The 24,149-nt window shown below is 70.1% G+C and carries 22 protein-coding genes and 1 pseudogene; 5 read left to right on the top strand and 18 right to left on the bottom strand.

The window, feature by feature from the left end:
- Window positions 1–121 precede the first annotated feature (121 nt).
- The 8 genes and pseudogenes from ACFWBD_RS37450 to ACFWBD_RS37415 all read right to left on the bottom strand — a co-directional run bounded on the left by ACFWBD_RS37450 (window position 122) and on the right by ACFWBD_RS37415 (window position 4,300).
- On the bottom strand, window positions 122–589 hold the full coding sequence (locus ACFWBD_RS37450) for a hypothetical protein (protein ID WP_385677304.1): 468 nt from the start codon (window positions 587–589) through the stop codon (window positions 122–124).
- An 85-nt stretch (window positions 590–674) separates the two neighbouring features.
- Window positions 675–899: a DUF397 domain-containing protein gene (locus ACFWBD_RS37445; RefSeq protein ID WP_385677301.1), complete on the bottom strand. Its 225-nt coding sequence runs from the start codon at window positions 897–899 to the stop codon at window positions 675–677.
- A 75-nt stretch (window positions 900–974) separates the two neighbouring features.
- Window positions 975–1,211 carry a hypothetical protein gene (locus ACFWBD_RS37440; protein ID WP_385677298.1) on the bottom strand — a complete coding sequence of 79 codons (237 nt, stop codon included), beginning with the start codon at window positions 1,209–1,211 and terminating at the stop codon, window positions 975–977.
- Window positions 1,212–1,238: 27 nt separating this feature from the next.
- Window positions 1,239–1,439, bottom strand: a complete 201-nt coding sequence (locus ACFWBD_RS37435) for a hypothetical protein (RefSeq protein ID WP_385677295.1) — start codon at window positions 1,437–1,439, stop codon at window positions 1,239–1,241.
- Between the two features lie 256 nt (window positions 1,440–1,695).
- Window positions 1,696–2,525 (bottom strand): annotated as a pseudogene (locus ACFWBD_RS37430) (helix-turn-helix domain-containing protein).
- Window positions 2,522–3,046 (bottom strand): DUF6879 family protein, encoded by a 525-nt coding sequence (locus tag ACFWBD_RS37425; RefSeq protein WP_385677291.1) that lies wholly within the window; start codon window positions 3,044–3,046, stop codon window positions 2,522–2,524. Before ACFWBD_RS37425 ends, ACFWBD_RS37430 begins: the two are co-directional and overlap by 4 nt.
- Window positions 3,030–3,221, bottom strand: coding sequence for a hypothetical protein (locus ACFWBD_RS37420; protein ID WP_358991807.1), 192 nt, complete (start codon window positions 3,219–3,221; stop codon window positions 3,030–3,032). Before ACFWBD_RS37420 ends, ACFWBD_RS37425 begins: the two co-directional genes overlap by 17 nt.
- Before the next feature lie 518 nt (window positions 3,222–3,739).
- Window positions 3,740–4,300, bottom strand: coding sequence for an acyl-CoA thioesterase (locus ACFWBD_RS37415; RefSeq protein ID WP_385677287.1), 561 nt, complete (start codon window positions 4,298–4,300; stop codon window positions 3,740–3,742).
- A 120-nt stretch (window positions 4,301–4,420) separates the two neighbouring features.
- On the opposite strand from ACFWBD_RS37415, the gene ACFWBD_RS37410 reads away from it, so the two are divergent.
- Window positions 4,421–5,707: an LCP family protein gene (locus ACFWBD_RS37410; RefSeq protein ID WP_385677284.1), complete on the top strand. Its 1,287-nt coding sequence runs from the start codon at window positions 4,421–4,423 to the stop codon at window positions 5,705–5,707.
- Window positions 5,708–5,782: 75 nt separating this feature from the next.
- Here ACFWBD_RS37410 and ACFWBD_RS37405 read toward each other — a convergent pair whose 3' ends face one another.
- Both ACFWBD_RS37405 and ACFWBD_RS37400 read right to left on the bottom strand, forming a co-directional pair.
- Entirely contained in the window at window positions 5,783–6,145 is a 363-nt protein-coding gene (locus ACFWBD_RS37405) for a four-helix bundle copper-binding protein (protein WP_314224856.1), read from the bottom strand.
- 133 nt (window positions 6,146–6,278) lie between these two features.
- Window positions 6,279–7,745: an LCP family protein gene (locus tag ACFWBD_RS37400; protein WP_385677280.1), complete on the bottom strand. Its 1,467-nt coding sequence runs from the start codon at window positions 7,743–7,745 to the stop codon at window positions 6,279–6,281.
- Between the two features lie 131 nt (window positions 7,746–7,876).
- On the opposite strand from ACFWBD_RS37400, the gene ACFWBD_RS37395 reads away from it, so the two are divergent.
- Window positions 7,877–8,920 carry a glycosyltransferase family 2 protein gene (locus tag ACFWBD_RS37395; protein WP_385677277.1) on the top strand — a complete coding sequence of 348 codons (1,044 nt, stop codon included), beginning with the start codon at window positions 7,877–7,879 and terminating at the stop codon, window positions 8,918–8,920.
- A 64-nt stretch (window positions 8,921–8,984) separates the two neighbouring features.
- On the opposite strand, the gene ACFWBD_RS37390 is transcribed toward ACFWBD_RS37395, so the two are convergent.
- The 4 genes from ACFWBD_RS37390 to ACFWBD_RS37375 form a co-directional block, all read right to left on the bottom strand.
- The gene (locus ACFWBD_RS37390; protein WP_385677274.1) at window positions 8,985–10,601 is read right to left on the bottom strand and encodes an LCP family protein; all 1,617 of its coding nucleotides are present in this window, start codon (window positions 10,599–10,601) and stop codon (window positions 8,985–8,987) included.
- A 99-nt stretch (window positions 10,602–10,700) separates the two neighbouring features.
- Complete coding sequence (locus ACFWBD_RS37385) at window positions 10,701–12,476, bottom strand: LCP family protein (RefSeq protein WP_385677271.1); 1,776 nt, start codon at window positions 12,474–12,476, stop codon at window positions 10,701–10,703.
- A 242-nt stretch (window positions 12,477–12,718) separates the two neighbouring features.
- Window positions 12,719–13,906: an LCP family protein gene (locus ACFWBD_RS37380; RefSeq protein WP_385677316.1), complete on the bottom strand. Its 1,188-nt coding sequence runs from the start codon at window positions 13,904–13,906 to the stop codon at window positions 12,719–12,721.
- 540 nt (window positions 13,907–14,446) lie between these two features.
- On the bottom strand, window positions 14,447–15,205 hold the full coding sequence (locus tag ACFWBD_RS37375) for a TIGR03089 family protein (RefSeq protein WP_385677268.1): 759 nt from the start codon (window positions 15,203–15,205) through the stop codon (window positions 14,447–14,449).
- Window positions 15,206–15,344: 139 nt separating this feature from the next.
- Here ACFWBD_RS37375 and ACFWBD_RS37370 point away from each other — a divergent pair, with 139 nt between their 5' ends.
- On the top strand, window positions 15,345–17,138 hold the full coding sequence (locus tag ACFWBD_RS37370) for an N-acetylmuramoyl-L-alanine amidase (protein WP_385677265.1): 1,794 nt from the start codon (window positions 15,345–15,347) through the stop codon (window positions 17,136–17,138).
- Between the two features lie 232 nt (window positions 17,139–17,370).
- Window positions 17,371–18,453 carry a sugar phosphate nucleotidyltransferase gene (locus ACFWBD_RS37365; RefSeq protein ID WP_385677262.1) on the top strand — a complete coding sequence of 361 codons (1,083 nt, stop codon included), beginning with the start codon at window positions 17,371–17,373 and terminating at the stop codon, window positions 18,451–18,453.
- A 203-nt stretch (window positions 18,454–18,656) separates the two neighbouring features.
- On the opposite strand, the gene ACFWBD_RS37360 is transcribed toward ACFWBD_RS37365, so the two are convergent.
- The 4 genes from ACFWBD_RS37360 to ACFWBD_RS37345 form a co-directional block, all read right to left on the bottom strand.
- On the bottom strand, window positions 18,657–19,670 hold the full coding sequence (locus ACFWBD_RS37360) for a DNA-3-methyladenine glycosylase family protein (RefSeq protein ID WP_385677259.1): 1,014 nt from the start codon (window positions 19,668–19,670) through the stop codon (window positions 18,657–18,659).
- 462 nt (window positions 19,671–20,132) lie between these two features.
- Complete coding sequence (locus tag ACFWBD_RS37355; RefSeq protein ID WP_385677256.1) at window positions 20,133–21,473, bottom strand: coenzyme F420-0:L-glutamate ligase; 1,341 nt, start codon at window positions 21,471–21,473, stop codon at window positions 20,133–20,135.
- Entirely contained in the window at window positions 21,470–22,429 is a 960-nt protein-coding gene (gene cofD, locus ACFWBD_RS37350; protein WP_385677253.1) for a 2-phospho-L-lactate transferase, read from the bottom strand. Before cofD ends, ACFWBD_RS37355 begins: the two co-directional genes overlap by 4 nt.
- 109 nt (window positions 22,430–22,538) lie before the next feature.
- Entirely contained in the window at window positions 22,539–23,093 is a 555-nt protein-coding gene (locus tag ACFWBD_RS37345) for a cysteine dioxygenase (RefSeq protein ID WP_385677250.1), read from the bottom strand.
- A 731-nt stretch (window positions 23,094–23,824) separates the two neighbouring features.
- On the opposite strand from ACFWBD_RS37345, the gene ACFWBD_RS37340 reads away from it, so the two are divergent.
- A complete protein-coding gene (locus ACFWBD_RS37340) occupies window positions 23,825–24,094 on the top strand; it encodes a WhiB family transcriptional regulator (protein ID WP_020128551.1) in 270 nt (89 codons plus the stop codon).
- Window positions 24,095–24,149: the final 55 nt, after the last annotated feature.

Raw genomic sequence — 24,149 nt, 5'->3', positions numbered from 1 at the left:
TTCCGGGGGCCCTGCGGCCTCCGGTCCTCCCGGATCTCGAAGTCCACTGCAACTCCCTACGAACGGGGTGTTGCAACGACCTCTTGAACTGAAGATGGCCGGGGCTTCTTTGTTGCTTCGACTACGCGACTGGGCAGGCCAGTTCAGGAATCGCATGATTCGGGGAACACGTCACCACCGCCAGGGACAGATACGAGGGGCGTTCGAGGTAGCAGCCGTAGGACACATCACTGCCCGAGTGCAGTCGTTCGGCAGCAGCGTTCACCACCTGGGCCAGACGCGTGGTGTCTCGGTCCTTCTCCGACGCGAACCGAGGGGCGTGCTCGGCCAGTCGCTCACCGAGCCAGGCCGCCGCCTCCTTGGCTTCCTCCCAGGTTCCACAAACGAGGGAGCGGGGTTTGATGAGCCAGTACGCCGTTTCGATGGGCGGCAGATCGGCAGTGGGGAACTCCGCCACCACTTCCCGATAGCGCTGGATCAGCTCCGGTCTGCTCCCAGCCGGGGGCGGCTCAGGATGAGGGGGCCGTCGCAATGCTTCCTGGTCGAAACGCTCTTTCGGGCCGCTCCACAGATAGCCGTGGTGGTGCACCTGTTGTTCCCGTTCGGTGTCAGCGGAGGACCAGCCGGACCCGACCCAAGAAAGCGGTCGGGCCCGACCGGCGGGGGAGGGGGGATCAGACGTTCAGGCCGAACCGCGCCGGGTCGATACCGGCCGCGTCCAGCTCCTCAGTGGTGAACCGCAGCGGCTGCGCGTCCGGCCGCTTGCTGTCAGCGAGGGCCCAGGCGTCCGCGCCGATCCGGGCCAGCGTCACGCACCCTTCGGAACAGGGGCCGCCGCACGCCTGGACGAACGAGGCCCCGTTGATGTCGAGCGCGTAGAGGTCGGTTCCGTTCTGCATCACTGCACCTTCCTGCTCAACTAATCGCGGCCATGACTGACCGCCGCCGCCCATACCGGACGGGAGTCTGTTCCCCTAGGTCAGTTGGGGACCGTGCGCGGAGAGGTCAATGGGGAGCGGTCGCGTGTCGTTGGGATGCCCGTAACGCTTGTGCAGCCGCATCGCCTCGACGGTCTCCAGCGCCTTGGCCGGATTCCCGGATCGATTGGCTGTGCGAACCCGCTTGCGGAGCGTCGCGCATTGGACGCACGACGCCGGGTCCACCTGACCCGTCCGGGGTGCAAGCAGGTTCAGCAGGTCCTGAACGGACACGGAGTTCTCCCAAGCAATCAGCGGACTTCAGACACGCCTTACTTGCTGCGGCGGGGCCAACCACTCTCTGCCGCCGCCCTCGGGCCACAGGAAGGCAACAGGGCGCTTCAGGCGTTCACCCGGCGGCTCTCCCGGGTCCTCGTAGTCCCGGATCACGTCGCGGAGGATGCCGACCCTTCCCGATGCGTCCCGGACCCGCTTACCGATGTCGTCGGTCGTGACGCTCACCGCTGGTACCCCGCGTGCTCGTCTCTTTGGTGCTGACGCAGCTTCACGTTGGCATCGGATACGGCGCTGTAGTCCCCCGTGGAGCGGGCGTTCTCTCGGGCGACCGACTGAGAAAGGCACACGGGGCAGCCGGGCATGGGTGACGGTTCGCGCGGCAGCTCCGACAAGCACGTCCCCACCGTGGGTTCGGTCGCAGGACCGGACGTTCTTTCTTCGCTCTCCATGCCGCCATCTTCGGCGGCCCGCGGATGCGTATCTAGCCTGTTTCCTGTTCCCGCAAAAAGTCGTTTCGGATAGCCTCGATCAGATTCCGCATATCAGCGCGGCCAGCGCCACTTGCTCGAACCTATCGAACTTATCAACATACAAAGTTACGTCCCGGGGGTCCGTGACAACCACCTCGGCGTGAACCGTTTCCATGGTGACCATTCGGTTGTCACGGATGACGAACGCATGATTTGCAATGTCGTGCTGCTGAATCGTCAGCGGAACTACACGGATATCTACATGGGGCAGCCGGGATATGGAAACGATGCGGTCCAACTGTGCAGCCATCATCTGTGGCGGGACGATTTGCCAGCGTAGGACTGTCTCTGTGATGACGAACCGCAGGGACTTAGTGTTGTCATAGAGAATCGCTTGTCGTTCGAGTCGCCCGTTGATCGTTCGCGTCAGGGCGTCATCGCTCAAATCATGGCGTTGCAGGATGGCCCGGATGTACTCAGGTGTCTGGAGCAGGCCGGGAACCAGCGCGGGTTGAAACAACCGCAGCACCGACATCTGCGCTTCCAGGGCCTTGGCTGCCTGCTGGCCCTTGTGAACGCCGATCCGTTTCAGGAGCCGCCATGCTGTTGCCTCCGTCGCAGATGCTCGGGCTGCCTCCGTGTATTCAGCCTTGACCTCGTCCGATACGCCGATGGCGGTGAGGATGCGCTCAACGTCTGTTGCGCTGGGTGCCAGCTTGGCATTCTCGATCTTGGACAGCTTGGACGGAGACATGAGGGCGCTGCGGGCCACTGCTTTGGCTTCCTTTCCGGATGCCACTCGCAGCGCCCGCAGCGCGGCCCCAAGCTGTGCTCTGTTCACGCCCCGTACTTGGCCCACCATTCGTTAAATGGTTCTGCGTGTGCGAGTGCCGCGTCACGGTACTGTGTGAATTCCGCCGTGCGTTCCGGTGGCAGCACTTCCGATCCGAGGTACTTCCCGTTTTCGTCGTAGTTCATGACGGCCACGGAGGAGGAGTCGAAGAACCAGAAATCCGGGACGTTCCCCAGCGGGTTGGGCTTCTCGGTGACGTCGAGGATGAAGAACTCTTCGCCTCCGGTCATGTTCTTCCGGTAGCCCCACCCGAGTTCGAAGCAAAGATAGTCCGTGAGTGGGCGCGACAGAATGTGCACCCGGTAAACCCGCTTCCCCTTCTCGGTGTGTGAGTGGAGTTCTTCGATCCAGCCCGCGTTGTAGTCCTTCGGCCGAGGCTCCCCGGCCTGGAATGCCTGGAAAGCGTCCACGTTCCCCGACTGGCTGTAGTCGTCCAGAGTCTCCAGGCGGAACGCCTCGCGCTCGAAAGAGTCGAAGAGGTCGCCGAGGGTCTTAGAGGAGGTTGTCACGAATGGCCTTCTGAATCAGTTCCATGGGGATCTCGACCAGGGTTTCGTGAGCGGGAATTTCCAGCCCGTGGTCGGTGGGCGTCTCGCCTTGAACCAGGAAGGTGCCTCGGTCTGTCGCGTAGATGGTCGGACAGTCCTTGATGTCGCACGTGCTGACCAGCTTGGTGACCTTCATGGTCTGGGTTCCCCTCTCCCATGCCGCTGCCAGTGCCCCGCATCTGGGTTGATGCTCCCGAGGGTGAGGCGCACCGGTCAAGCGATCACGGTTGACGGAACAGGAAACCGCGTAACCTGCCCGGAGCCTGCCACTCCTCGGACCGGTCGGAGGAGATGCCATCAGTGCCACCCCTACCTGGGCAGACTCTTGACGATCATGGGGAAATGCTGGGCAGGTCCCTCTGGGATGGGTGTTCGTGCAGGTCAGAGCCGTATGACCTGTAAAGCACCCAGATCTACGAGGGCACGAACCAGGTCCAGCGCATCGTCATGGCGAGGAACCTGCCGTAAGCGGTTGCTGAGCCGACGGTCGAAGGGTGCCCGGGGAACGGGCGCCCTTCACTGCTGTCGGCGCCCTCGAAGGGCGGCCCGTCACGGACGATCCGGTGCCCCGGCAGCCGACGGGCCTCGGCGAGCTCCGCGGCGATGCGGCCGGCGGAAGCCGGTCCTGCCGGGGTGGTCGGGTGAGGCGCCTGCTCAGTCCCCGAGCCCCTCCGCGATGCGGCGCTCGCGCAGTTCCCTGATCGCCCGGCGCCGGGCCAGCCGGTGGGTGCGGCGGATCTGGGCCTCCTGGTAGCGCCTCTTGTCGCGTTCCGTCTCCGGGAGGACCGGGGGGACCGCGCGCGGCTTGCCGTCGGCGTCGACGGCGGCGAAGACCAGGTAGGCCGAGCCGACCTGGGTGGCCGGGGCGGACTCGTTCCAGCGTTCGGCCAGGACCCGGACCCCGACCTCCATCGACGTCCGGCCGGTCCAGTTGACCTGGGCCTTCACATGGACGAGGTCACCGACGCGGACCGGCTCCAGGAACGCCATCTCGTCCATGGACGCGGTGACGGCGGGCCCGCCGGAGTGCCGTCCGGCCACCGCGCCCGCCGCGTCGTCCACGAGTTTCATGATCACACCGCCGTGCACCGTGCCGAGCAGGTTGGTGTCGTTGTGGGTCATGATGTGGCTGAGGGTGGTGCGGGACGCGGATGCGGGCCTGCCCGGGATGTCCGGGGTGCTGCCCGAGTCCGCCGCGGTGACCTGGTCTGTCATGTCCTCCACCTTATGCCGAGGGGGACAACCCGGGACTTTGTGTCAGCTTGGCAACAGCGGGGCCCTGATTCTCCGACGGCCCTTGTAAGGCACACAGCACTGCCCTGCACACTGGTCCGCATGAACGATTGGCCCGAGGGACGGTCCGACAGTGACCGCGGCAACCGGTACGGCGGCGGCAGCGCGAACGCGCGGCCCGAGAGCCCGCGTGTCATGCGGCAGGTCCGCCGCGGCCCGGCGGCGCCGCCGCAGGGCGCCGGCGTCCCGCCGCAGCCGTCGTACGTCAACGGTCAGGGACACGGCGACTACACGAACGCCCAGAACGCCGGCTACGACAGCGGCTACAGCTCGGGCCAGGTCTACGGGGGCGGTGGCGGCGACGACTCCGGCGGGCCGGGGGGCTACGGCACCCGCGCTCCGCGTCCCGCGCCGAACTGGCGCCGCCGCATCAAGTGGACGGCGATCACCGTCCTGACGGTGCTGGTCGTGACGTCGGTGGGCACGTACTTCTGGGCCGACGGCAAGCTGAACCGCGAGGTCGACCTGTCCAAGGTCATCGACCGGCCCGAGGCGGGCGAGGGCACGAACTACCTGATCGTCGGCTCCGACAGCCGTGAGGGCATGTCCGCCGAGGAGAAGAAGGAACTGCACACCGGTTCCGCCGAGGGCAAGCGCACGGACTCGATGATGATCCTGCACACCGGCTCCAACGGCGACACGCTGATCTCGCTCCCGCGCGACTCCGACGTGGAGATCCCGACGTTCGTCGGCTCCGAGTCCGGCAAGACCTACAAGGGCACCGGCCGGCACGTGAAGCTCAACGCGGCGTACGCCGAGGACGGGCCGGAGCTGCTGGTGCGCACGGTCGAGTTCAACACCGGCCTGCGCATCGACCACTACGTGGAGATAGGCTTCGCCGGCTTCGCGAACATCGTGGACTCGGTCGGCGGTGTCGAGATCGACATCCCGCAGGACATCAAGGACACCAAGTCGGGCGCCGACTTCAAGAAGGGCAAGCAGACCCTGAACGGCGAGGAGGCCCTCGCGTTCGTCCGCACCCGGTACGCGCTCGCGGGCTCCGACCTGGACCGTACGAAGAACCAGCAGAAGTTCCTCGCGGCCCTGGCCAGCCAGGTGGCCACCCCGGGCACGGTCCTCAACCCCTTCAAGCTCTACCCGACCATGAGCGCGGGCCTGGACACCCTGATCGTCGACAAGGACATGGGCCTGTACGACCTGGGGTCGATGTTCTTCGCGATGAAGGGCGTCAACAGCGGCGACGGCAAGTCGATGAACATGCCGATCTCCGGCTCCACGGGCGGCAACCTCGTCTGGGACAAGGCGAAGGTGAAGACGCTGGTCGGCCAGCTGAAGAACGACGAGAAGGTCACCGTCTCGGGCAACTGAGCAGCCGGCCGCCGCACGGCCCTGTCACTCAGGGGCACCCGCACAGGGTGCCCCTGAGCGACGTTCGGGCGGCGGTCACATGGTGGCGCCCGCCATCGTGCGGCACATCTCGGCGCAGCGGCGACAGGACTCGGCGCAGCGCATCATCTGCGGATCGTCCGGCATGGCCATACACGCCTCGGCGCACATGTCGCAGGCCTTGGCGCACATGGCGCACATCTCGGCCGACATGGGCGAGCGCCGCATCATCATGTCGGCGCACATGCGGGTCGTCTCGGAGCAGTCCATGAGCGCGCGCATGATCTGCATCTGGGCCTGGCCGCCCATCTGCATGCAGGAGCTCATGGTCTCCTCGCACATGCTGTGGCAGGCCATGCACGCCTCGACGCAGTCCTGCATCTCCTTGCTCATGGCGGTCATCGTTCCGGGCTGGGTCATGGCTCCTCCTGGAGGGTGAGGGGGCCCCGGGCGGGCCCCGTGCGTGCCCTTCCGTCGTACGCCTCCCACGTGCCCCGCGCCATCGGGCGGACGGCTCCGTTCCGTACGTTTCGCACCAGAAACGCACATGTGCCTAGGAGCAGCCCACCTCGTCCCCCCGCACCACACCGAACTCCCCCTGCTCCACCTGGGCCGCCCGCACCTTGCGGACCTCGTGGAAGTCCGTCCCCGCGATGACCTTCAGCGTCGGCCCGAGGCCCTTCACGGCCCGCAGTTCACTGCCCGGCAGGGCCGTCGCGAGGGACTTCGCGGAACGGTCCCAGCGGGGGTCGTAGGCGACGACCGTGCGCCGGGTCGAGGGGGCGGCCGCGCTGACGACCGGCTGCCGGGTCGTACGGAAGCCCGTCGCCGCCAGCGCCGCGTCCACCCGCTTGCCGAGCCCCGCCGTGCGGGTGCCGTTCTCGACCTGGACGCGGATCTGCTGCGGGGCCACGTCCACACGCGCGGCCCGGCCGCCGTGCGGCCGGGCTCCCGCGGAGGCGAGGGGCTCGTCGTCGCGCAGGGCCCGGAAGAGGCGCTGCGCCTTCACCGGGTCCCACTTCAGCGTCGAGCCGAGGCCTTTCACGGCGTAGTCCATCCGGCCGATGGGCACGGTCGTGAACTCGGAGGAGGAAGGGGAGAAGGTGCGCATCGCCCGGCCGAGGTCGAGGAGTTCGTCCGTGCCGAAGCCCCGGTCGGCCCGTACCGAGCCGAGCACCGCCCGCGTCACGTCCCGGAACTTCAGTGGGTTCAGCAGCACCCCGGAGGAGGTGGCCCGGTCCACCAGGGCCGCCAGGAAGCGCTGCTGGCGCTTCATCCTGCCCAGGTCGGAGGAGGCGTCCGTGTGCCGGGAGCGGACGTACTGGAGGGCCTGGCCGCCCTTGAGCGTGTGTGCGCCCGGGGCCAGGTCCAGACCCGTGTACGTGTCCTTCAGGGGCTCCGCCGTGCAGATCCGCACGCCGTCCAGGACGTCCACCGTCTTCATGAAGCTGGTGAAGTCGACCTCCAGGTAGTGGTCGATCTTCACGTGGGTCATGTTCTCGACCGTGCGGACGGTGAGCTGCGGTCCGCCCTCCGCGTACGCGGAGTTGATCCTGATCGGGTGGCCGCTGTGCTCCTTGCCGGTGACCTGGTCGGTGTGCGGCGGCGTCTCGGCGTAGGAGTCGCGCGGGAGACTGACGACGCTGGCCCGCTCCCGGTCGTCCGAGATGTGCACGATCATGATCGTGTCGGTGCAGTGACAGGGGGTCCCGCCCAGGCGGTAGCGGCGGCGCTCCGTCTCCGTGATGTCGTCGCGGCCGTCGGTGCCGACCAGCAGGACGTTCATGCCGTGGCCGGCCCGCGGACGGTTCTTCATGTCCTTGAAGGGGTCGACGCGGGTGATGTCCGCGTCGAGGCCGGCGACCACCGAGTGACCGATCCCGGCGGCGGCGAGCAGCACCACCGAGAGCGTGGTCGTCGCCCGCATGGCCCAGCGGGGGCGCCCGCGCCGGACGGGACGGCGTGCTGGACGGCGGGACGGGCGGGGGCGACGCGGGGACCGGGACGGTGTGGGGGGCATACGGGCACCTCCGGGCGGCGGCCGTGGGCGGTGGTGGCCGTTGGAACGGTAGGCCCATACGATCTGCCGACCGGTGCAGCGCACCCGGCGGGGCGGGCCGTGTCCCCCGTTCGCGGTAACGTGAGCCCCCTATGAACGCCAAGCCCGACGTGCAGCTCCCCGCCGTGTCCGTCATCATGCCCGTCCTCGACGAGGAGCGGCATCTGCGCGGAGCCGTCCAAGCGATCCTCGCGCAGGAGTACGCCGGCGAGATGGAGGTCGTGATCGCCATCGGTCCGTCCACGGACCGTACGGAAGAGATCGCGGCCGAGCTCGTCGCCGAGACGGCCTCCCGGAACAAGCGCGTGCAGACGGTCCCCAATCCCACCGGTCGTACGCCCGCCGCGCTCAACGCCGCGATCAAGGCCTCCCGCCATCCGATCGTCGTCCGCGTCGACGGGCACGGCATGCTCTCCCCGGACTACATCGCCACCGCCGTACGGCTCCTGGAGGAGACCGGCGCGCAGAACGTCGGCGGGATCATGCACGCCGAGGGCGAGAACGACTGGGAGCACGCGGTGGCCGCGGCCATGACCTCGAAGATCGGGGTCGGCAACGCCGCCTTCCACACGGGAGGGCAGGCCGGCCCCGCGGAGACCGTGTACCTCGGCGTCTTCCGGCGGGCGGCGCTGGAGCAACAGGGCGGCTACAACGAGGAGTTCATCCGCGCCCAGGACTGGGAGCTGAACTTCCGGATCAGGGAGGCCGGCGGTCTCATCTGGTTCTCGCCCGAACTCAAGGTGTCGTACCGGCCGCGGCCCAGCGTCAAGGCGCTCGCCAAGCAGTACAAGGACTACGGCCGTTGGCGGCACGTCGTCGCCCGCTACCACGAGGGCTCCATCAACCTGCGCTACCTCGCCCCGCCCACCGCGGTGTGCGCGATAGCCGCCGGGATCGTCGTGGGCGCCGCGCTCACCCCGTGGGGTTTCGTGATCCCGGGCGGCTACCTCGCGGCGATCGCCGCAGGGTCGCTGCCGGCCGGCAAGGGGCTGCCGCTCAAGGCACGGCTCCGGATTCCCGTGGCTCTCGCCACCATGCACATGTCGTGGGGTTTCGGCTTCCTGACCAGTCCGAAGGCGCTGGCCAGGAAGGTCATCGCGTCGAGGCGCCCCGCGGTCCTCACCGACGCGCACTGAGCAGGGCGAGGCGCGCTCACGGAGCGACTCCGGAGCGCGCCCTCGAGGCACCACGGGACCCGGGCTACCAGGTGTAGTTCGGGTCCACGTGCATGCACTGGCTGGTGTCGGACGCGTTGATCGCCTCGGCCGTGTCGGGCGTCGTGTCGTCCTTCACCGGCGCCTTGTACGCCGTCCCCGACCGCCAGTCCGCGCCCACGACGACCGTGACCCCGGAGACCTCGGTGGACTTCTTCACCTGACCCGTCGGGATGCCGAGGGCCTTGGCGACCGCCTCGGCGTCGCCCTCCAGATCGGCGCTCGGGTAGCGGACCACCGTGGCCGCCACGGCCGAGGCCCCCGAGGTGTCCGCGACGGCCTCGGTGAAGCCCTTGCCCGTCAGCAGATCCTTCACCGCCGTCGCCCGCCCGCGGACCGCCGCCAGCGTGCTCGTGGACGTCCCGTTGTGCACCTGCACCGCGATCTCGCCGGCCGCCGCGGCCGGGTCCGTGACCGTCGGCGACGGGCTCACGGTGGCCTTCTTCGCGTCCTTGCCGTCCAGGGCGATGTCGTCGCGCACCAGACGGAACAGCTGCTTGGCGTCGTCCGTGGGCACCACCCGGCTGCCCTGGTAGCGGTTCGGCATCGTCGTCATCGTGATGCGCTCGGTGGGCACCTTCTTGAGCTCGCCCGCCAGGTCGTACATCTTCGTGATGGTGTCGAGGCCGTCGTCGACGGTGATCGCCTTCGTGGCCGCCTCGGCGAGCTTGCGCAGCTTGTTGGGGTTGGTCAGCTTGGCGCTGGCGCGCAGCTCGCGGACCATCGAGTTCATGTACATGTGCTGCGCCTTGGCGCGGGCCAGGTCGGTGTCGTCCTCGAAGCCGTAACGCGTACGCAGCCACTGCAGGGCCTGCTTGCCCTTGACGGCGTGCGTGCCCTCCTCCAGCTTCAGACCGGAGCCCTTGCCGGTGCTGGTGTGCGAGTAGACATTGGCGTCCACACAGACCGGGACGCCGCCGATCGCGTCCGCCATCGACACCACACCGGAGAAGTCGATCATCATGAAGTGGTCGATGTGGATGTCGGTGAGCTTCTCCCAGGTGGCCACCGTGCAGCCCGGGCCGCCGCGACCGAGCGACACGTTCGTCATCTCGTCGGTCAGCGACCCGTAGGCGGTCCCGTCGTCGGGGTCCGTGCACTTGGGGATGTCCAGCAGGGTGTCGCGCGGCATGCTCACCACCGACATGTTGCTGCGGTCCGCCGATATGTGCAGCAGCATCTGGACGTCCGCGAGCGGGGGACCGTCGAAGGTGTCCTTGGCGCCGCCGAGCTTCTGGTTCTCCGCGGTGTCACGCGCGTCCGAACCGATCAGCAGGATGTTCAGCGCCGTCTGCCCGGCCGAGTTGGCCTCCGTCTCGGCCGCCCGGTCCTTCTCGTCGCCGATGTTCAGGTCGTCGCTCTTGATGTTCGCGTTGAGGTGTTCGTAGTAGAGGTATCCGGCCCCCGCGCCGCCGAGTATGACCACCGCGAGCACCGTCGCCGACCAGCGCAACGCGCGTCGACGTCGGCGTCTGCGATCCGTGTTCCGGCTCGCGCCGCGGCCGCCGCCGGCTCCGCCGTCCTCCTCGGACGCGGTCTCGTCCTGTTGTTCCCGCGCCGCCGGGGACACCGTGTCCTCGACCGCGGGAACCTCCCTCCGCACCCCACTGCTCCCCGCCAATTCCCCTGCCCCTCCCCGCCGTGCGCCTGACACGGGCCCGTCCCGCGTCAAGTCAGACGCACGACGGGCCCGAAGGGTTACCTACTTGGCGCACTTGACCTTGTCCGCCGTGGACTTCTGGACCGTGTCCGGCACGGTGGTCGGAGCTGTGAGCGAGACGCCCGCGCCCTTGAAGTCCTTGCCCAGCGTCAGCGTCATCGTCGGCAGACCCTGGGAGTTCTCGACACTCTTGCCCGGCTTCAGAGCGGTACCGGGCAGCCCCATGATGGCGGCGAGCTTGCGTGCCTGGTCGGCCTGGTCGGGCGCGTACTCGAGCGTCGTCCTGCTCAGTGCCGCGGGCGCGTTGCCCGCGTTCTCGGACTTCGTCACGCCCTCATCATTCTGCAGCCAGTTAAGAGTTTCCTGTGCGCTGCCGGCCGGAGCGCCGCCGTTCATGACCTGCACCCGCACCGCGGAGGCCGCGGACTGGGTGCCCTTGAGGCGGGCCGCGGCGGCCGCGGCGGCCGCGTTCTTGGACGCCGCCGCCTGCTCCTTCACCTCGGTGAAGGAGACGTCGTTCTTGATCATCTGGAAGACGGTGGGCGCCGTCGAGGCGTTCACGACGACCGTGGCCGCGACCTTCTCGGCCGGGTTGTCGACCACCGGCACGGTGGTGAAGGTCAGGTTCTTCACGTCGAGCTTGCCCAGCTCCAGACCCAGGTCCTTCAGCTTGTCGATGGTGTCCAGCTGGGAGTCGACGGTCAGCGCCTTCGTGCCCGCCTCCGCCAGCTTGATCATCTTGGTCGGGCTGGTGAGCGTGTCGTTCGACTTCAGCTTGCGCATCAGTGCGCTGAGGAACTGCTGCTGGAGCTCGATCCGGCTCAGGTCGCCGCCGAAGCCCACCGAGTGCCGGGTGCGCACGTAGGCCAACGCCTGCTCACCCTGGATGATGTGCGTGCCCTTCGACAGCTTCAGATGCGAGTCGGGGTCGTCGATGTCCTTCGCCAGGCACACCTCGACGCCGCCGACCGCCGTGGTCAGCGTCTTGACCGCGTTGAAGTCGGCCACCATGAAATTGTCCGCCTGGATCCCGGTCAGCTCGGTGACCGTGCGCACGGTGCAGCTCGGCGTGCGGTTGTCCTGCCCGAGGCTGGTGTTGAAGCGGACGTCGTCCGTGCCCTGGATGACCTTGGTGGAGCCGTCCTCCTGCTTGGTCTCGCAGTCCGGGACGTCCACGATCAGGTCGCGCGGGATGCTGAGCGCGGTCGCGTTCGTCCGGTCCTTGGAGACGTGCAGCAGGATCGTGGTGTCCGCGTGGCCCACGCTGCCGGAGTCGCCGTAGCCCTCGTTGCCCGAACCGGTGCGCTTGTCGGTGCCGATCACCAGCAGGTTGATCGCCTTGTCCTTGCTGAAGCCACCGGTGCTCGCGCCGTCGTCGGAGACGGACGTGATGTTGTCGTTGAGGTGCTCCAGATAGAGGTAGGCCGCACCGGACGTACCCACCAGGACGAAGGCCATGATCCCGCCGGTCCACAGCAGGATCTTCTTCGCCTTCGACTTCTTCTTCACCGGCCGGCGGCCACGCCGGTTCGCCGCCGGTTCCTCCGGCGGTGCGCCCCGGCGACGGCGCGGCGAAGGCACCTCCGGGTCCGGCGTCTCCTCGGACGACGACGACCCCCGGCCCTGCGCAGCCTTGCGGCCGCGCGCCGCGTCTCCTCCTCCGCCGGTCCGTCCGGAGTCGGATCTACGAGGCCCGGGCACCGCCGATTGCGGTGCGGAAGGAGTCAGTCGCAGTTCGTATTCGCCGGTGTTCGGATTGAGTACCCACTGGTCTGCGGGGTCGATGTTGTCCGCCCGCCCACGGCCTTGCGCGTCCACGGTTGTCTGAATCCTCCGTCGGGGCCACGCGGCGCCTTTCCCCCTCAAGGCGCTCGGGTCTCGGTCACTCGGTGCGCGACCCCAGGAAGGACCTCGTGGCCGGGGGCACCGGATCGCTCACACTATCCGCCCGGTTCGGCGGCGAGCGACGGCCGTGACAAATTCCACGCCCCTACAACCGGGCAATCCGACCTATTTCTTTGAACTTGTGTTCGCGGTAAGGGGACGGCTTGGCAAGCGCTTTACCCACAGCCGTCCTCGGCGGCGGTGTTCCCGCGGAACGTGGGAGCGGGCGGAGTGGGTGAAACCGCCCCGGAAGCCGCAGGTCCCGCGGCCCGGAATCCGAACGGACCGTAGTCGCCCGACTCCGCAGGTGCGGAGTTCGTGGGAATTTCCTGAGAAACCGCCACCGGCGTGTCCGTCCGCAGCCGTTCGAAGAGTTTCTCCGCCTCAGGCTCCACGAGTTGGTCGCGATTGGCGTTGTAGACGTACGACTCCCGTGGAACGGTCATGAATTGCACATGTTCGGTGGGAATGTCCCGTAGACCGCGCACGAGTTCGTACAGTCCGCGCAGACTCGCCAGATCCGGGTCGGCGGTGAGCGAGGACGTGGCCGAGTCCAGCAGCGGATACAGCTTCACCGGGTTCAGCAGGACGTCATTGCTCTGCACCTTGTTGACGAGCGCCCCGAGGAACCGCTGCTGCCGGTCCATCCGGTCGGTGTCACTGCCGTTCCCGAGGGACTTGCGGGCCCGCACGTACCCGAGCGCCTGCTCCCCGTCGAGTGTGACCTTCCCGGCCGGCAGCCGCAGCTTGGCGGCCTTGTCGTCGATCGGCTTCCGCAGGCACACCTCGACCCCGTCCACTGCGTCGACCATGTCCTTGAACCCACTGAAGTCGACGACCACGTGATGATCGATGCGCACACCCGTCAGCTTCTCCACCGTCCGGATCGTGCAGGCCGAACCCCCGGTCTGGAAGGCGTAGTTGAACATCGCGAACATCGGCTCGGTCCGCTTCCCGTCCGGCCTCAGACAGCCCGGCACGTCCACCATCAGATCGCGCGGGAGCGAGACGGCGGTGGCGCTGCGCCGCCCGGCCGCCAGATGCAGCAGGATCGTCGTGTCCGACCGCTCGGTCCCGGAGTCCCGCCCGTACTTGCGGTTCTCGTCCCCCGCCCGCGAATCGGACCCTATGAGCAGGATGTTCTGCGCGTCCTTCACCAACGAGGTCGGCCGCTCCCTCGCATACCGCGCTAGCTCCGCCGCGGCGGTCTCGTCGGGCGTGATGTTCCCGTCCAGCTTCGCGTAGACGACCCACCCCGCGACCCCCACCCCCAGGGCGGCCACCCCCACCACCCCCGCCCCGCAGCGCACCCACCGCCGTCGGCGCCGCCGTATGAGCCCCCGCCCGTCGGCGGACGCCCCCACCCCCGGCCCGAGGGGCCCACCGGAACCCGCCGCTTCCCTCACGTCCGATCCACCCCTCCCGCCTCCGGACCCGCTTCGGCCGTACGAGCGTGTAGAGCTGTCCCTACGACGATGCCGCGAAGCGGGCCCCGAGGCGGGGCGGGGATGGGCCGAACGGGTGAGGCGAACGGAGGGTCCGGCGCTCCGTGGGCGGGGGTGCGAAAGGCAGCCCGTCTGGGGGTGCCCCCTCCGGGGGAGTTCGAGGACGAGTCCCTCCAGGGCCGAAGCGGGGGCCTGGGGGCGGCAGCCCCCACCAACGCAGACGCCAACGCAGACGCCAACGCAGACGCCGACGCAGACGCCGACGCAGACGCCAACGCAGACGCAGACGCCGACGCAGACGCCGACGCAGACGCCGACGCAGACACCGGCGCCGGCGCCGACGCAGACACCGACGCAGACACCGGCACCGGCACCGGCACCGACGCCGACACCGACGCAGACACTGACGCCGACGCCGACACCGGCGCCGGGTACCGACCCTCCCGCCCGCCCGGAGGGCTACCGCGCGGTCGCCGTCACCCGCTCGCTCTCGACCCGCTTGGCCACCGCCTCCTCGCCGGCCTCCGCCAGGTTCCGGCAGAGCACCACGGACCCCCCGCTCGCCAGCGGCGCGTACAGCCCGGCGCTGAGTCCCTCCCACGTGTCGTACGCCAGCCCCGACAGCAGCCGGGAACCGGGCCCCGTCAGTCCCAGCCCCGACGCCTCCGCCCGCGCCCGCTCCACGACCTCGGCCCCGGTGTACTCGGCCCCGGCCACGATCAGCGCGGGCTCCTCGGGGTCGACGGGAACGTACGGCGCGAAACGGTCCCCGAAGGTCGGGACGTTCACGGCGTAGTCGTCGTACCCCTCGGGCGGGCCCGGCACGAACCGTCGCCCGAGCGGCGCCAGCGACAGCGCGTACCGCTCGCCCCGGCACGCCAGCCCCGCCTCGAACGACCCGGGCCCGGCGACGACGAAGTCCGCCCGCGCCGGATCCCCGGCCACGTCCGCGACGACGCCCACCGACGAACACGCCAGCAGCCACACCGCCGTCTGCCAGTGCGCGGGCAGCAGCAGCGCGACCCGGTCGCCGGGCTCGGCGGACAGCCCGTCCTGGAGGAGGTTGGCGGTTTTGGCCACCCAGTTGGCGAAGGTGGCCACGGACAATTCGACCCGCTCGCCCGTGGCGTCGTCGTAGAAGGTCACCAAGGGGCGGGCGGGGTCCGCGGCCAGCGCGGAACGCAGCAGGTCGGCCGGGGTGCGATCGGTGGCAGTCACCCGCGCAAGCGTACGCGCCGCCCGCGGCGCCGTACGGGTCGCCGGACCTCCCCGGAACCACCGGTTCGGCCGAACGCGCCCGACGGCCCGTCAATTCCCCGATGGACAGAAATGTATGGATATGGCCACGATCGTTGGCATGCGCGGATTGCTTGCTACCTCGATCGGTGTCACCTGCGCGGCGGCACTCGCCCTCCCGCTGACGCCGCCCGCCAACGCGGCGACGGCGCGACCGGCGTCGGCCGCGGAGACGGCGCCCACCGGGACGGCCAGGGCCACGAGCCCCGACACCCCCGTCACCTCATCCCTCCCCGACCGACCGACACGCCCGGGTCTTCCCGACCTTCCCGACCTTCCTGATCTTCCCGACCTCCCGGGCAGCACCCAGTCGCTGCCCCTCACCGCTCTCGCACGAGACCGGACCCTGGGTGGCGCCGCCACCGACCAGGGCCTGCCCCGCCGGGACGTACGCCAGTTCTCCCTCCTCGGCGTCGTCTGGGACGACCCGGCCGCCGAACTCCACGGCCGCGTCCAGGTCCGTACCCGCACGCCCGGCACCGGCACCTGGTCCGGCTGGCAGGACGTCGAAACCCACAACGCCGACCACGGCGCCGACCCCGGCACACCCGAGAGCGCCTCGGGCCGGGTCCGCGGCGCCACGGCCCCGCTGTGGGTCGGTGACTCCGACGGCGTCGAGATCCGAGTCCATCCGGACACCGAACGCCGTACGGGGGAGACGTCCCGGGGCGCCGGCACCCTCTCGACCGCCGCGCTGCTCCCCTCCGGCCTGCGTCTGGAACTGGTCGACCCGGGCGCGGCGCCCCCCGAGCACGTCCCCGCCGGCCCCCCGCGCGGCCGGACGCCGACCACCGGGTCCGGCCCGGCGGCGGCCCCGGAAGCGCTGGAGCCGCCCGACGCGGCAACCGGGAAGACGACCGGCACGATCCAGCAGGCCGAGACGGCCGAGACGGGCCGGCAGGCCGAGACGGCCGAGACGGGCCGGCGGCCCGAGACCACCGGTGCAGCCGAGACCACCGGTGCAGCCGAGGAGGCCGGTTCGGCTGGGGAGGCCGAGGGAGCTGAGGAGGTCGAAGGGGCCGAGGAGGTCGAAGGGGCCGAGGGGGTCGAAGGGGCCGAGCACGCGGCCATGACCGACATGACCGCCATGACTGCCATCACGGCCGAGGTGACCGTGGCTTCCGCCGCCAACGCCGCCCTCGCCCCGCTGGGCGCCACGGAGATCTCCGCCCTGGACCGTCCGGGCACCGAACGTGAACTCCTCGCCCTGCGTGGGGCCGAGTTGACGTCGTCCCAGCGGGCGAAGCCGTACATCGGCCCGCGGCCGAGCATCGTCACGCGTCGCGGCTGGGGCGCCGACGAGAAGCTGCGGGAGAGCGGCTTCCGCTACACGACGAAGGTCAAGGCCGCGTTCGTGCACCACACGGCCTCGGGCAACAGCTACAAGTGCTCACAGGCCCCGTCCGTCATCCGTGGTATCTACCGCTACCACGTGAGGAGCATGGGCTGGCGCGACATCGGCTACAACTTCCTCGTCGACAAGTGCGGGAAGATCTACGAGGGTCGCGCCGGAGGAGTGGCGAAGCCGGTCCTCGGCGCCCACACCCTCGGTTTCAACAGCAACAGCATGGGGATCGCCGTCCTCGGCACGTTCACCTCAGCCAAGCCGACCGCCGCCACGGTCAACGCCGTCGCGCGTCTGACGGCATGGAAACTCGGCCTCTTCGGGGCGAATCCCAAAGGAAAGACATACCTGAAGTCCGGAGGTGGCAATCTCTACGGAAAGGGAAAGAACGTACGACTGAATGTGATCTCGGGTCACCGGGACGGGTTCGCCACGGAATGCCCAGGCAGGCAGCTCTACGGCAAGCTCGGCTCGGCCCGCTCGACCGCGGCGCGCTTCCAGGGGCGCTGAGGCGGGCGATCAGGTTCGGGAGCCCCGGGGCCTGGGGAGGCCCCGGAGGCCGCACGCCCCCGGACGGCCGGAGCGCACATCTCGGACGGGGACACGTTCAGCAGCCGTCGGGGGACAGTCTCCTGGGACTGGGACGGAACACCAACGGCCTGGAAGTCGCCACACAACGGTCTGCATACACTGGCCGGTCGAATGACAGTTCGGCCGGTCCCGGCAGGAAGCAGAGACGACGGTGACAGAAGCGATCCTCCTGGTCGGCGGCAAGGGCACCCGGCTGCGCCCTCTCACGGTGCACACGCCCAAACCCATGGTCAGGGCGGCGGGGGTGCCGTTCCTCACGCATCAACTGGCGCGGGCGAGAGCGGCGGGCGTGGACCACATCGTCCTGGCGACGAGCTATCTGGCGGAGGTCTTCGAACCGTACTTCGGCGACGGCTCGGCACTGGGCCTGCACATCGAGTACGTGACGGAGGACGAGCCCCTGGGCACGGGCGGCGCGATCCGCAACGTCGCGTCCCGTCTGCACTCGGGTCCCGACGACCCGGTCCTGGTCTTCAACGGCGACATCCTCACCGGCCTGGACATCAGAAGGCTGGTGGCCACCCACGAGGCGACGGCGGCGGACGTCTCCCTGCACCTGACGAAGGTGACGGACCCGAGGGCCTACGGCCTGGTCCCCACCGACGGGACGGGCAAGGTCCTGGCGTTCCTGGAGAAGCCGCAGACCCCCGAGGAGATCGTCACCGACCAGATCAACGCCGGGGCGTACGTCTTCCGCCGCTCGGTCATCGACACGATCCCGCAGGGCCGCCCGGTGTCCGTGGAGCGCGAGACGTTCCCCGACCTCCTCTCGGCCGGAGCCCATCTGCAGGGCATGGTCGACTCGACGTACTGGCTGGACCTGGGCACTCCGGCGGCCTTCGTCCGGGGCTCGGCGGACCTGGTCCTCGGCCGGGCCCCGTCCCCCGCGGTCCCCGGCCGCTGCGGCGACCGCCTGGTCCTCCCGACGGCCAGGGTCGCCCCCGACGCGAAGCTGACGGGCGGCACGGTGGTGGGCGAGGGCGCGTTCGTGGCGGAGGGCGCGAGGGTCTTCGGCTCGACGATCCTCCCCGGCGCCGTCATCGAACCGGGCGCCGTCATCACCGACTCCCTCATCGGCACCCGGGCCCGCGTCGGCGAACGCTCCGTGCTCACGGGCACGGTCATCGGCGACGGCGCGATCGTCGGCCCCGACAACGAACTCCGCGACGGCGCGCGGGTGTGGTGCGACGCGAGAATCCCGGCAGGCGCGGTCCGCTTCTCGTCGGACCAGTAGGGCGAGGCCCCTGCGACCGGTGGGACCGGAGTCTTTCAGCCCGTCCGGGGGTGCCCCCTCCGGGGGAGATTGAGGACCAGGCCGTCCGGGCCGATCCGGGGGTCCAGGGGCAGCTCCCCTGGTGAGGAGGGGAACGGGTAGGGGCGGCGGGGGCGAGAACCCTCCCGCCCCGGCCCCCGCCCCAGCCCTCGCGGAGCGGCCCCTCACAACTTCCCGATGTCCCATCGAGGCATCTTCGGCACCCGCCGAGCCGGCACCCGCCCACTCAACAAGATCAACCGAGCCGCCCGATGCCGCTGCCCCGCATACGGCTCCAACAACTCCAGCATCACGGAATCATCGGCTTCCCGATCCCCCGCCAACGCCCACCCCACGATCCCCGGCAGATGCAGATCCCCCACAGTCACCGCATCCGCCGCCCCATGACTGCGCTGCACGGTCTCCGCCGACGTCCACGGCCCGATCCCCGGCACGACCTCCAGCCGAGCCTGAGCCTCGGCCGGAGCCATCCCCACCGCCTCCTCCATCCGCCCGGCGACCCGCACGGCCCGCAGAATCGTCGACGCCCGCTTGCTGTCGACGCCCGCCCGATGCCACTCCCAGGACGGGATCAGCGCCCATGTCCGGGGCGTCGGCATCACCCAGAGCCGTCCGCCCGCCGCGGGCCCCGGCGCCGGCTCCCCGAACTTGCGCACCAGCAGGCGCCACGCCCGATACGCCTCGTCGGTGGTGACCTTCTGCTCCAGCACCGAGGGGATCAACGACTCCAGGACCAGCCCGGTCCGCGTCAGCCTGAGCCCCGGCCGCCGATGCCGGGCCGTCGCCACCACGCGATGCCGGGGCACGAAGGCCTCCGGCGCGTCCGAGGCCCCGAGCAACTCCGGCAACCGGTCCAACAGCCACTCCGCGCCCGGCCCCCACGCCTCCCCGCGCACCGCACCGTCGGCCGCGGAGACGCGCAGCGTCCCCGGCCCGGCGGGGGTGAGACTGGCCCGCCACACGGACCCGTCCGGCATCGCGCGGAACGTCGGATCGCCGGGCCCACGCCTGAGGGGGCCGAGCACCAGCCCGAGTTCGAGCGGCCCCGCCGGCACCCAGTTCCGCACCCGCCCGGCCGCCGACACCTGCCGCGGCACTCCGACGGGCACACCCACATGCCCACCGCGCACGGTCGTACGAGTGGGCCGAGGGGGCTGGGGAGAGAACCGTCCTGACACGCAGAGTCCCGGGTTGAGGAAGAGAGGTGCTACGAGAGTAGGCGCACACACCCCCAGGCCACCGCACGAGGCCCGACCCGGCGCCCCCCACGCCACCGCACGAGGCCCAAACCGGCGCCCCCCACGCCACCGCACGAGGCCCAACCCGGCGCCCCCCACGCCACCGCACGAGGCCCAACCCGGCACCGCGCAGGCCACCCACGACGCCCGTATCGGCGCCACGCAAGTGACCGAGCCACGCAGGTCACCGTGCGGCGCCCGGCACCGCACACCTCACCCCACGGCGGCGCAGGTCATCGTGCGGCGCAGGTCACCGAGCCACGCAGGTCACCGTGCGGCGAAGGTCACCGTGTGGCGCCCGGCACCGCACGCCTCAGCGCACCGCACGCCTCAGCCCACCCCATGGCACGCCACCCCATGGCACGCCACCCCACGGCACCCCACCCCGCCGCATGGTGCTCCTCACCGCACCTCGACAAAGTCCGCCACCTCCCGCTCACCACGGGCCCGGGGCTCCTCCGCCGCGTGTCCGACCGCCACCGCCCCCATCGGGTCCCAGCCCTCCGGCAGCTCCAGCACCTCCCGCACCACGTCCCGGCAGAACATCGTCGACGAGACCCACGCGGACCCCAGCCGCTCCCCGGCCAGCGCGACCAGGAAGTTCTGTACGCCGGCCCCGGTCGCGACCACGAACATCTCCCGCTCGGCCGCGTCCCGCCGCGCGTCGCCGTAGGTGTGCGATCCGTCCATCACCAGACACGGCACCACCAGACAGGGCGCGTGGCGCAGGACGTCGCCCCGCCGCACCCGCTTGGCGATGGACTCCTCGGACTTCCCGTCCCGCCGCAGGTCCGCGATCCACGCGTCCCGCATGGCGTCCAGCAGCCGGACCCTCGACCCCGCCGACTCCAGCAGCACGAACCGCCAAGGCGTCGTGTGATGCGGCGCCGGCGCCGTGACGGCCGCCGCCACCGCCCGCCGTACCGCCCCGGGATCGACCGGCTCGTCGGTGAAGGCACGCACCGTCCGCCGCTGGGTGACCGCCAGCCGCACCGCCTCGGACGTCCCGAGCCGGAACATGTCGTCGCGCGCACCGCGCACCATGACCCGCGCCCCGGCGAGCCCGCCCCCGTCGGCCTCGGCGTTCTCGGCGTCCTCGGCCACGACGACGTGCTCCAGCCCCCGGACCACGGCCACGGGCAGCCCGGCGGCCTTCCCCTTCACGAGGTCCCCGGCGCCGGCCAGCTCGTCCGCCGTGGCGACGACCGTCGCGCTCAGCGGATTGCCGTACGTGTCGGTGCCTCCGCGCAGGTCGTCCAGCACCCGCACCCCCGCGGCGCCGATCGCCACGTCGGTGAGCCCGGCGCGCCAGGGCCGCCCGAAGGTGTCGGTGACGACGACCCCGACGTCCACACCGAGCGCGTCCCGCAGCCCGGCCCGGATCGTCCGCGCCGACGCGTCCGGGTCCTCGGGCAGCAACAGCACAGTCCCCGCAGGGGTGTTGGAGGCGTCCACACCGGCGGCGGCCATGATCAGCCCCTGCCGGTTCTCGACGATCCGCAGCGTCCCGCGCCGGGCCACGACGCGTACGGTCTCGGCGTCGATCGCGGCTTCCCGGTCGTCCGCCCGGACGACCCGCCCCTCCGCCTTGGACACGATCTTCGAGGTGACGAGCAGGACGTCACCGTCGGCCAGGCCGGGCTCGGCGGCCGCGATCAGCTTCGCGAGGTCGTCCCCGGTCCGCACCTCGGGCAGCCCGTTCACGGCCCAGACCCGGTAACCCGGTGTGAAGGACCCGCTCATGCCCCGCGCACCTCCTCGGCCAGTGTCAGCGCCTCCCGGGCCATCCGCGCGGTCGCGTCGAGGTCGCTCATCATCAACGGGACGGCCCGGCAGCGGATCCCGGCCGCCTCCACCCGCTCCACGGTGCCCGCGTCCGCGGTGTCGACGAGCCAGCCGTCGAGGAGACCCGAGCCGTAGTGCTCGGCGACCGCCGCGGCCGTCGACTCCACGCCGACCGCCGCGAGCACCTTGTCGGCCATGCCGCGCACGGGCGCGTCCCCGACGATGGGGGACAGGCCCACCACCGGCACCCCGGCCTCGGCGATGGCCTCGCGGATGCCCGGCACGGCGAGGATCGTGCCGATCGAGACGACAGGGTTGGACGGCGGGAAGAGGATCACGTCCGCCGACGCGAGGGCCTCCAGCACCCCCGGCGCGGGCTTCGCCTGCTCGGCGCCCACGGGCACGACCGCCTCCGCGGGCACCGACGCCCGCAGCCGCACCCAGTACTCCTGGAAGTGCACGGCCTTGCGCTCGCCGTCCACCTCGACCGCGACATGGGTCTCCACCCGGTCGTCGGTCATCGGGATGAGCCGGACGCCCGGCTGCCACCGGTCGCAGAGCGCCTCGGTCACCGCGCTGAGCGGGTACCCGGCGCCGATCATCTGCGTCCGCACGATGTGCGTGGCGAAGTCCCGGTCGCCCAGCCCGAACCACCCGGGCCCGGCGCCGTACGCCGCGAGCTCCTCCTTCAGGTGGAAGGTCTCGTCGGCGCGCCCCCAGCCCTGCTCCTCGTTGATGCCGCCGCCGAGCGTGTACATCACCGTGTCGAGGTCGGGGCAGACCTTCAGCCCGAAGAGGTGGATGTCGTCGCCGGTGTTGCCGATGACCGTGATCTCCGCGTCCGGCACGGCCTGCTTCAGACCGCGCAGGAACCGGGCACCGCCGATGCCGCCTGCCAGAACCACAATGCGCATGAGGGCAAGTCTCGCAGGCGGCCACGACAGCCCGTCGGCCGGTTGTGGACAACCACCCGCCTGTGGATATCCGGTCCACCCGTACGAGCCGGCGGTGGACGCCGTCCGCTCACGAGCTGACGGCGTCCACCTCTTCGTGCTCTTCGTAGGCGTCGAGCGCGGCGCAGGCGATGGGGGTCCCCCCGGCCGAGCGGAGTCGGGACCGGGAGTGCATGGGCATGTCCGTCAGTCCCGGGAAGTACACGTGCAGGCTTACCGCGGGCTCCAGCGCGTCGTTGACGACCTCGTGCGCGTACCCCGGTGCGAACACTCTCTGCACCCCCGCCCCCAGCACCCGCTTGCCGCGTTCCGTACGCTCGGTCAGCTCGCCGTCCAGGACGGTGAGCACCCCGGAGGACCCGCCGTGGTCGTGCAGCCCGCTGCCCTGGCCGGGCACCCAGGACAGCAGCCACACCTCGTAGCCGGGACCGGTGCGCAGCCGGTGGTACCAGCGGGTCGTCGCGTCGTACCGGACCAGGTGCTCCCACTGGGCGCGGTCCGCGGCGATCGAGCGGGCCAGGCCGACGAACTCGGCGACGGTGGCCGGGTGCTCGCGCGGTGCCTGGAGAAGGTGCGGGACTTCGAGGATGTCGCCCGCGATCTGGAGGTCGCTGTCGCTGTTCATGGGTGCGGTGGTTCCTCGGCGGAGAGGCGGAAGAGTGGGGGGCCTGCTGGGTGTCGCGTACCGTCCGCCCGGATCACGGGTGGAGCAGGAGCGCCCTGGTGTGGGCCGATGGGAACAGCAGCCGAGTCGCGGTGGACTCAGGAGGAGCAGCCGGAGCGCGTTGGGCTCAACAGCTGGAACGACGACAACAGCTACAGCGAGCGCGGGCAGCACCGTGGGACCCGGCGGAGCCGGTCGAGGTGAGTGCCAAGTTCGCGAGCATGCCCATAAGGACAGCGGTTCACACCTTCACTGTCAACTCGACGCCCGGTATGTGGGACAGGGTTCACCTCATCCGGCTCATCTCGGAGGTGAAAGGTTTGTGCACACGTCCTTCGGGACACATGGCGCACAACCCGGGCGCGCAAGCCTCGTGGCGATCCTGTGATCCGACTGTGATCAGTTTCGCTTCCGCGCGCGTGCCGCAACGGGATCGCGCCATTGGGCGTCCTTCCCCGTACAAGCGCTGCGCGGGGCCGGTGGCCCTCCGGGGCTTCATCTGCGTGTCAAGGTATATGGCGATTTGAACACTTAACGCATGGCCTTGGTTCCGCAGAGTGAATAAGGGGCCCAATAGCAGATCTCGGCTTGACTCGCCCGGAGCAGCACACTTGTAATTTCACTCGTGTCGTTCAGCCGAAATCGGTAACGGCCAGGTCACGGGGACGCGAAAGACAGAGCGAGGGGCGCACATGACCGAGCTGGTGCAGCAACTGCTGGTCGACGTCGACGACGCGGACGAGGAACTCGGCTGGCAGGAGCGCGCGCTGTGCGCCCAGACCGATCCCGAGTCCTTCTTCCCCGAGAAGGGCGGCTCCACCCGCGAGGCGAAGAAGGTCTGCCTCGCCTGTGAGGTCCGCTCCGAATGCCTTGAGTACGCCCTCGCCAACGACGAGCGCTTCGGCATCTGGGGCGGTCTGTCCGAGCGGGAGCGCCGCCGGCTGAAGAAGGCGGCGGTCTGAGAACCGCCCGCCTCGACAGCACAAGGGTGTCGCGGCATCGCGGTACGCGGAGGCA

It is taken from the genome of Streptomyces sp. NPDC060002 (genome assembly GCF_042737245.1).
GTDB lineage: Bacteria > Actinomycetota > Actinomycetes > Streptomycetales > Streptomycetaceae > Streptomyces.
The sequence above is the reverse complement of the archived record's forward strand: the minus strand, read 5'-3'. Positions and strand labels throughout refer to the sequence as shown.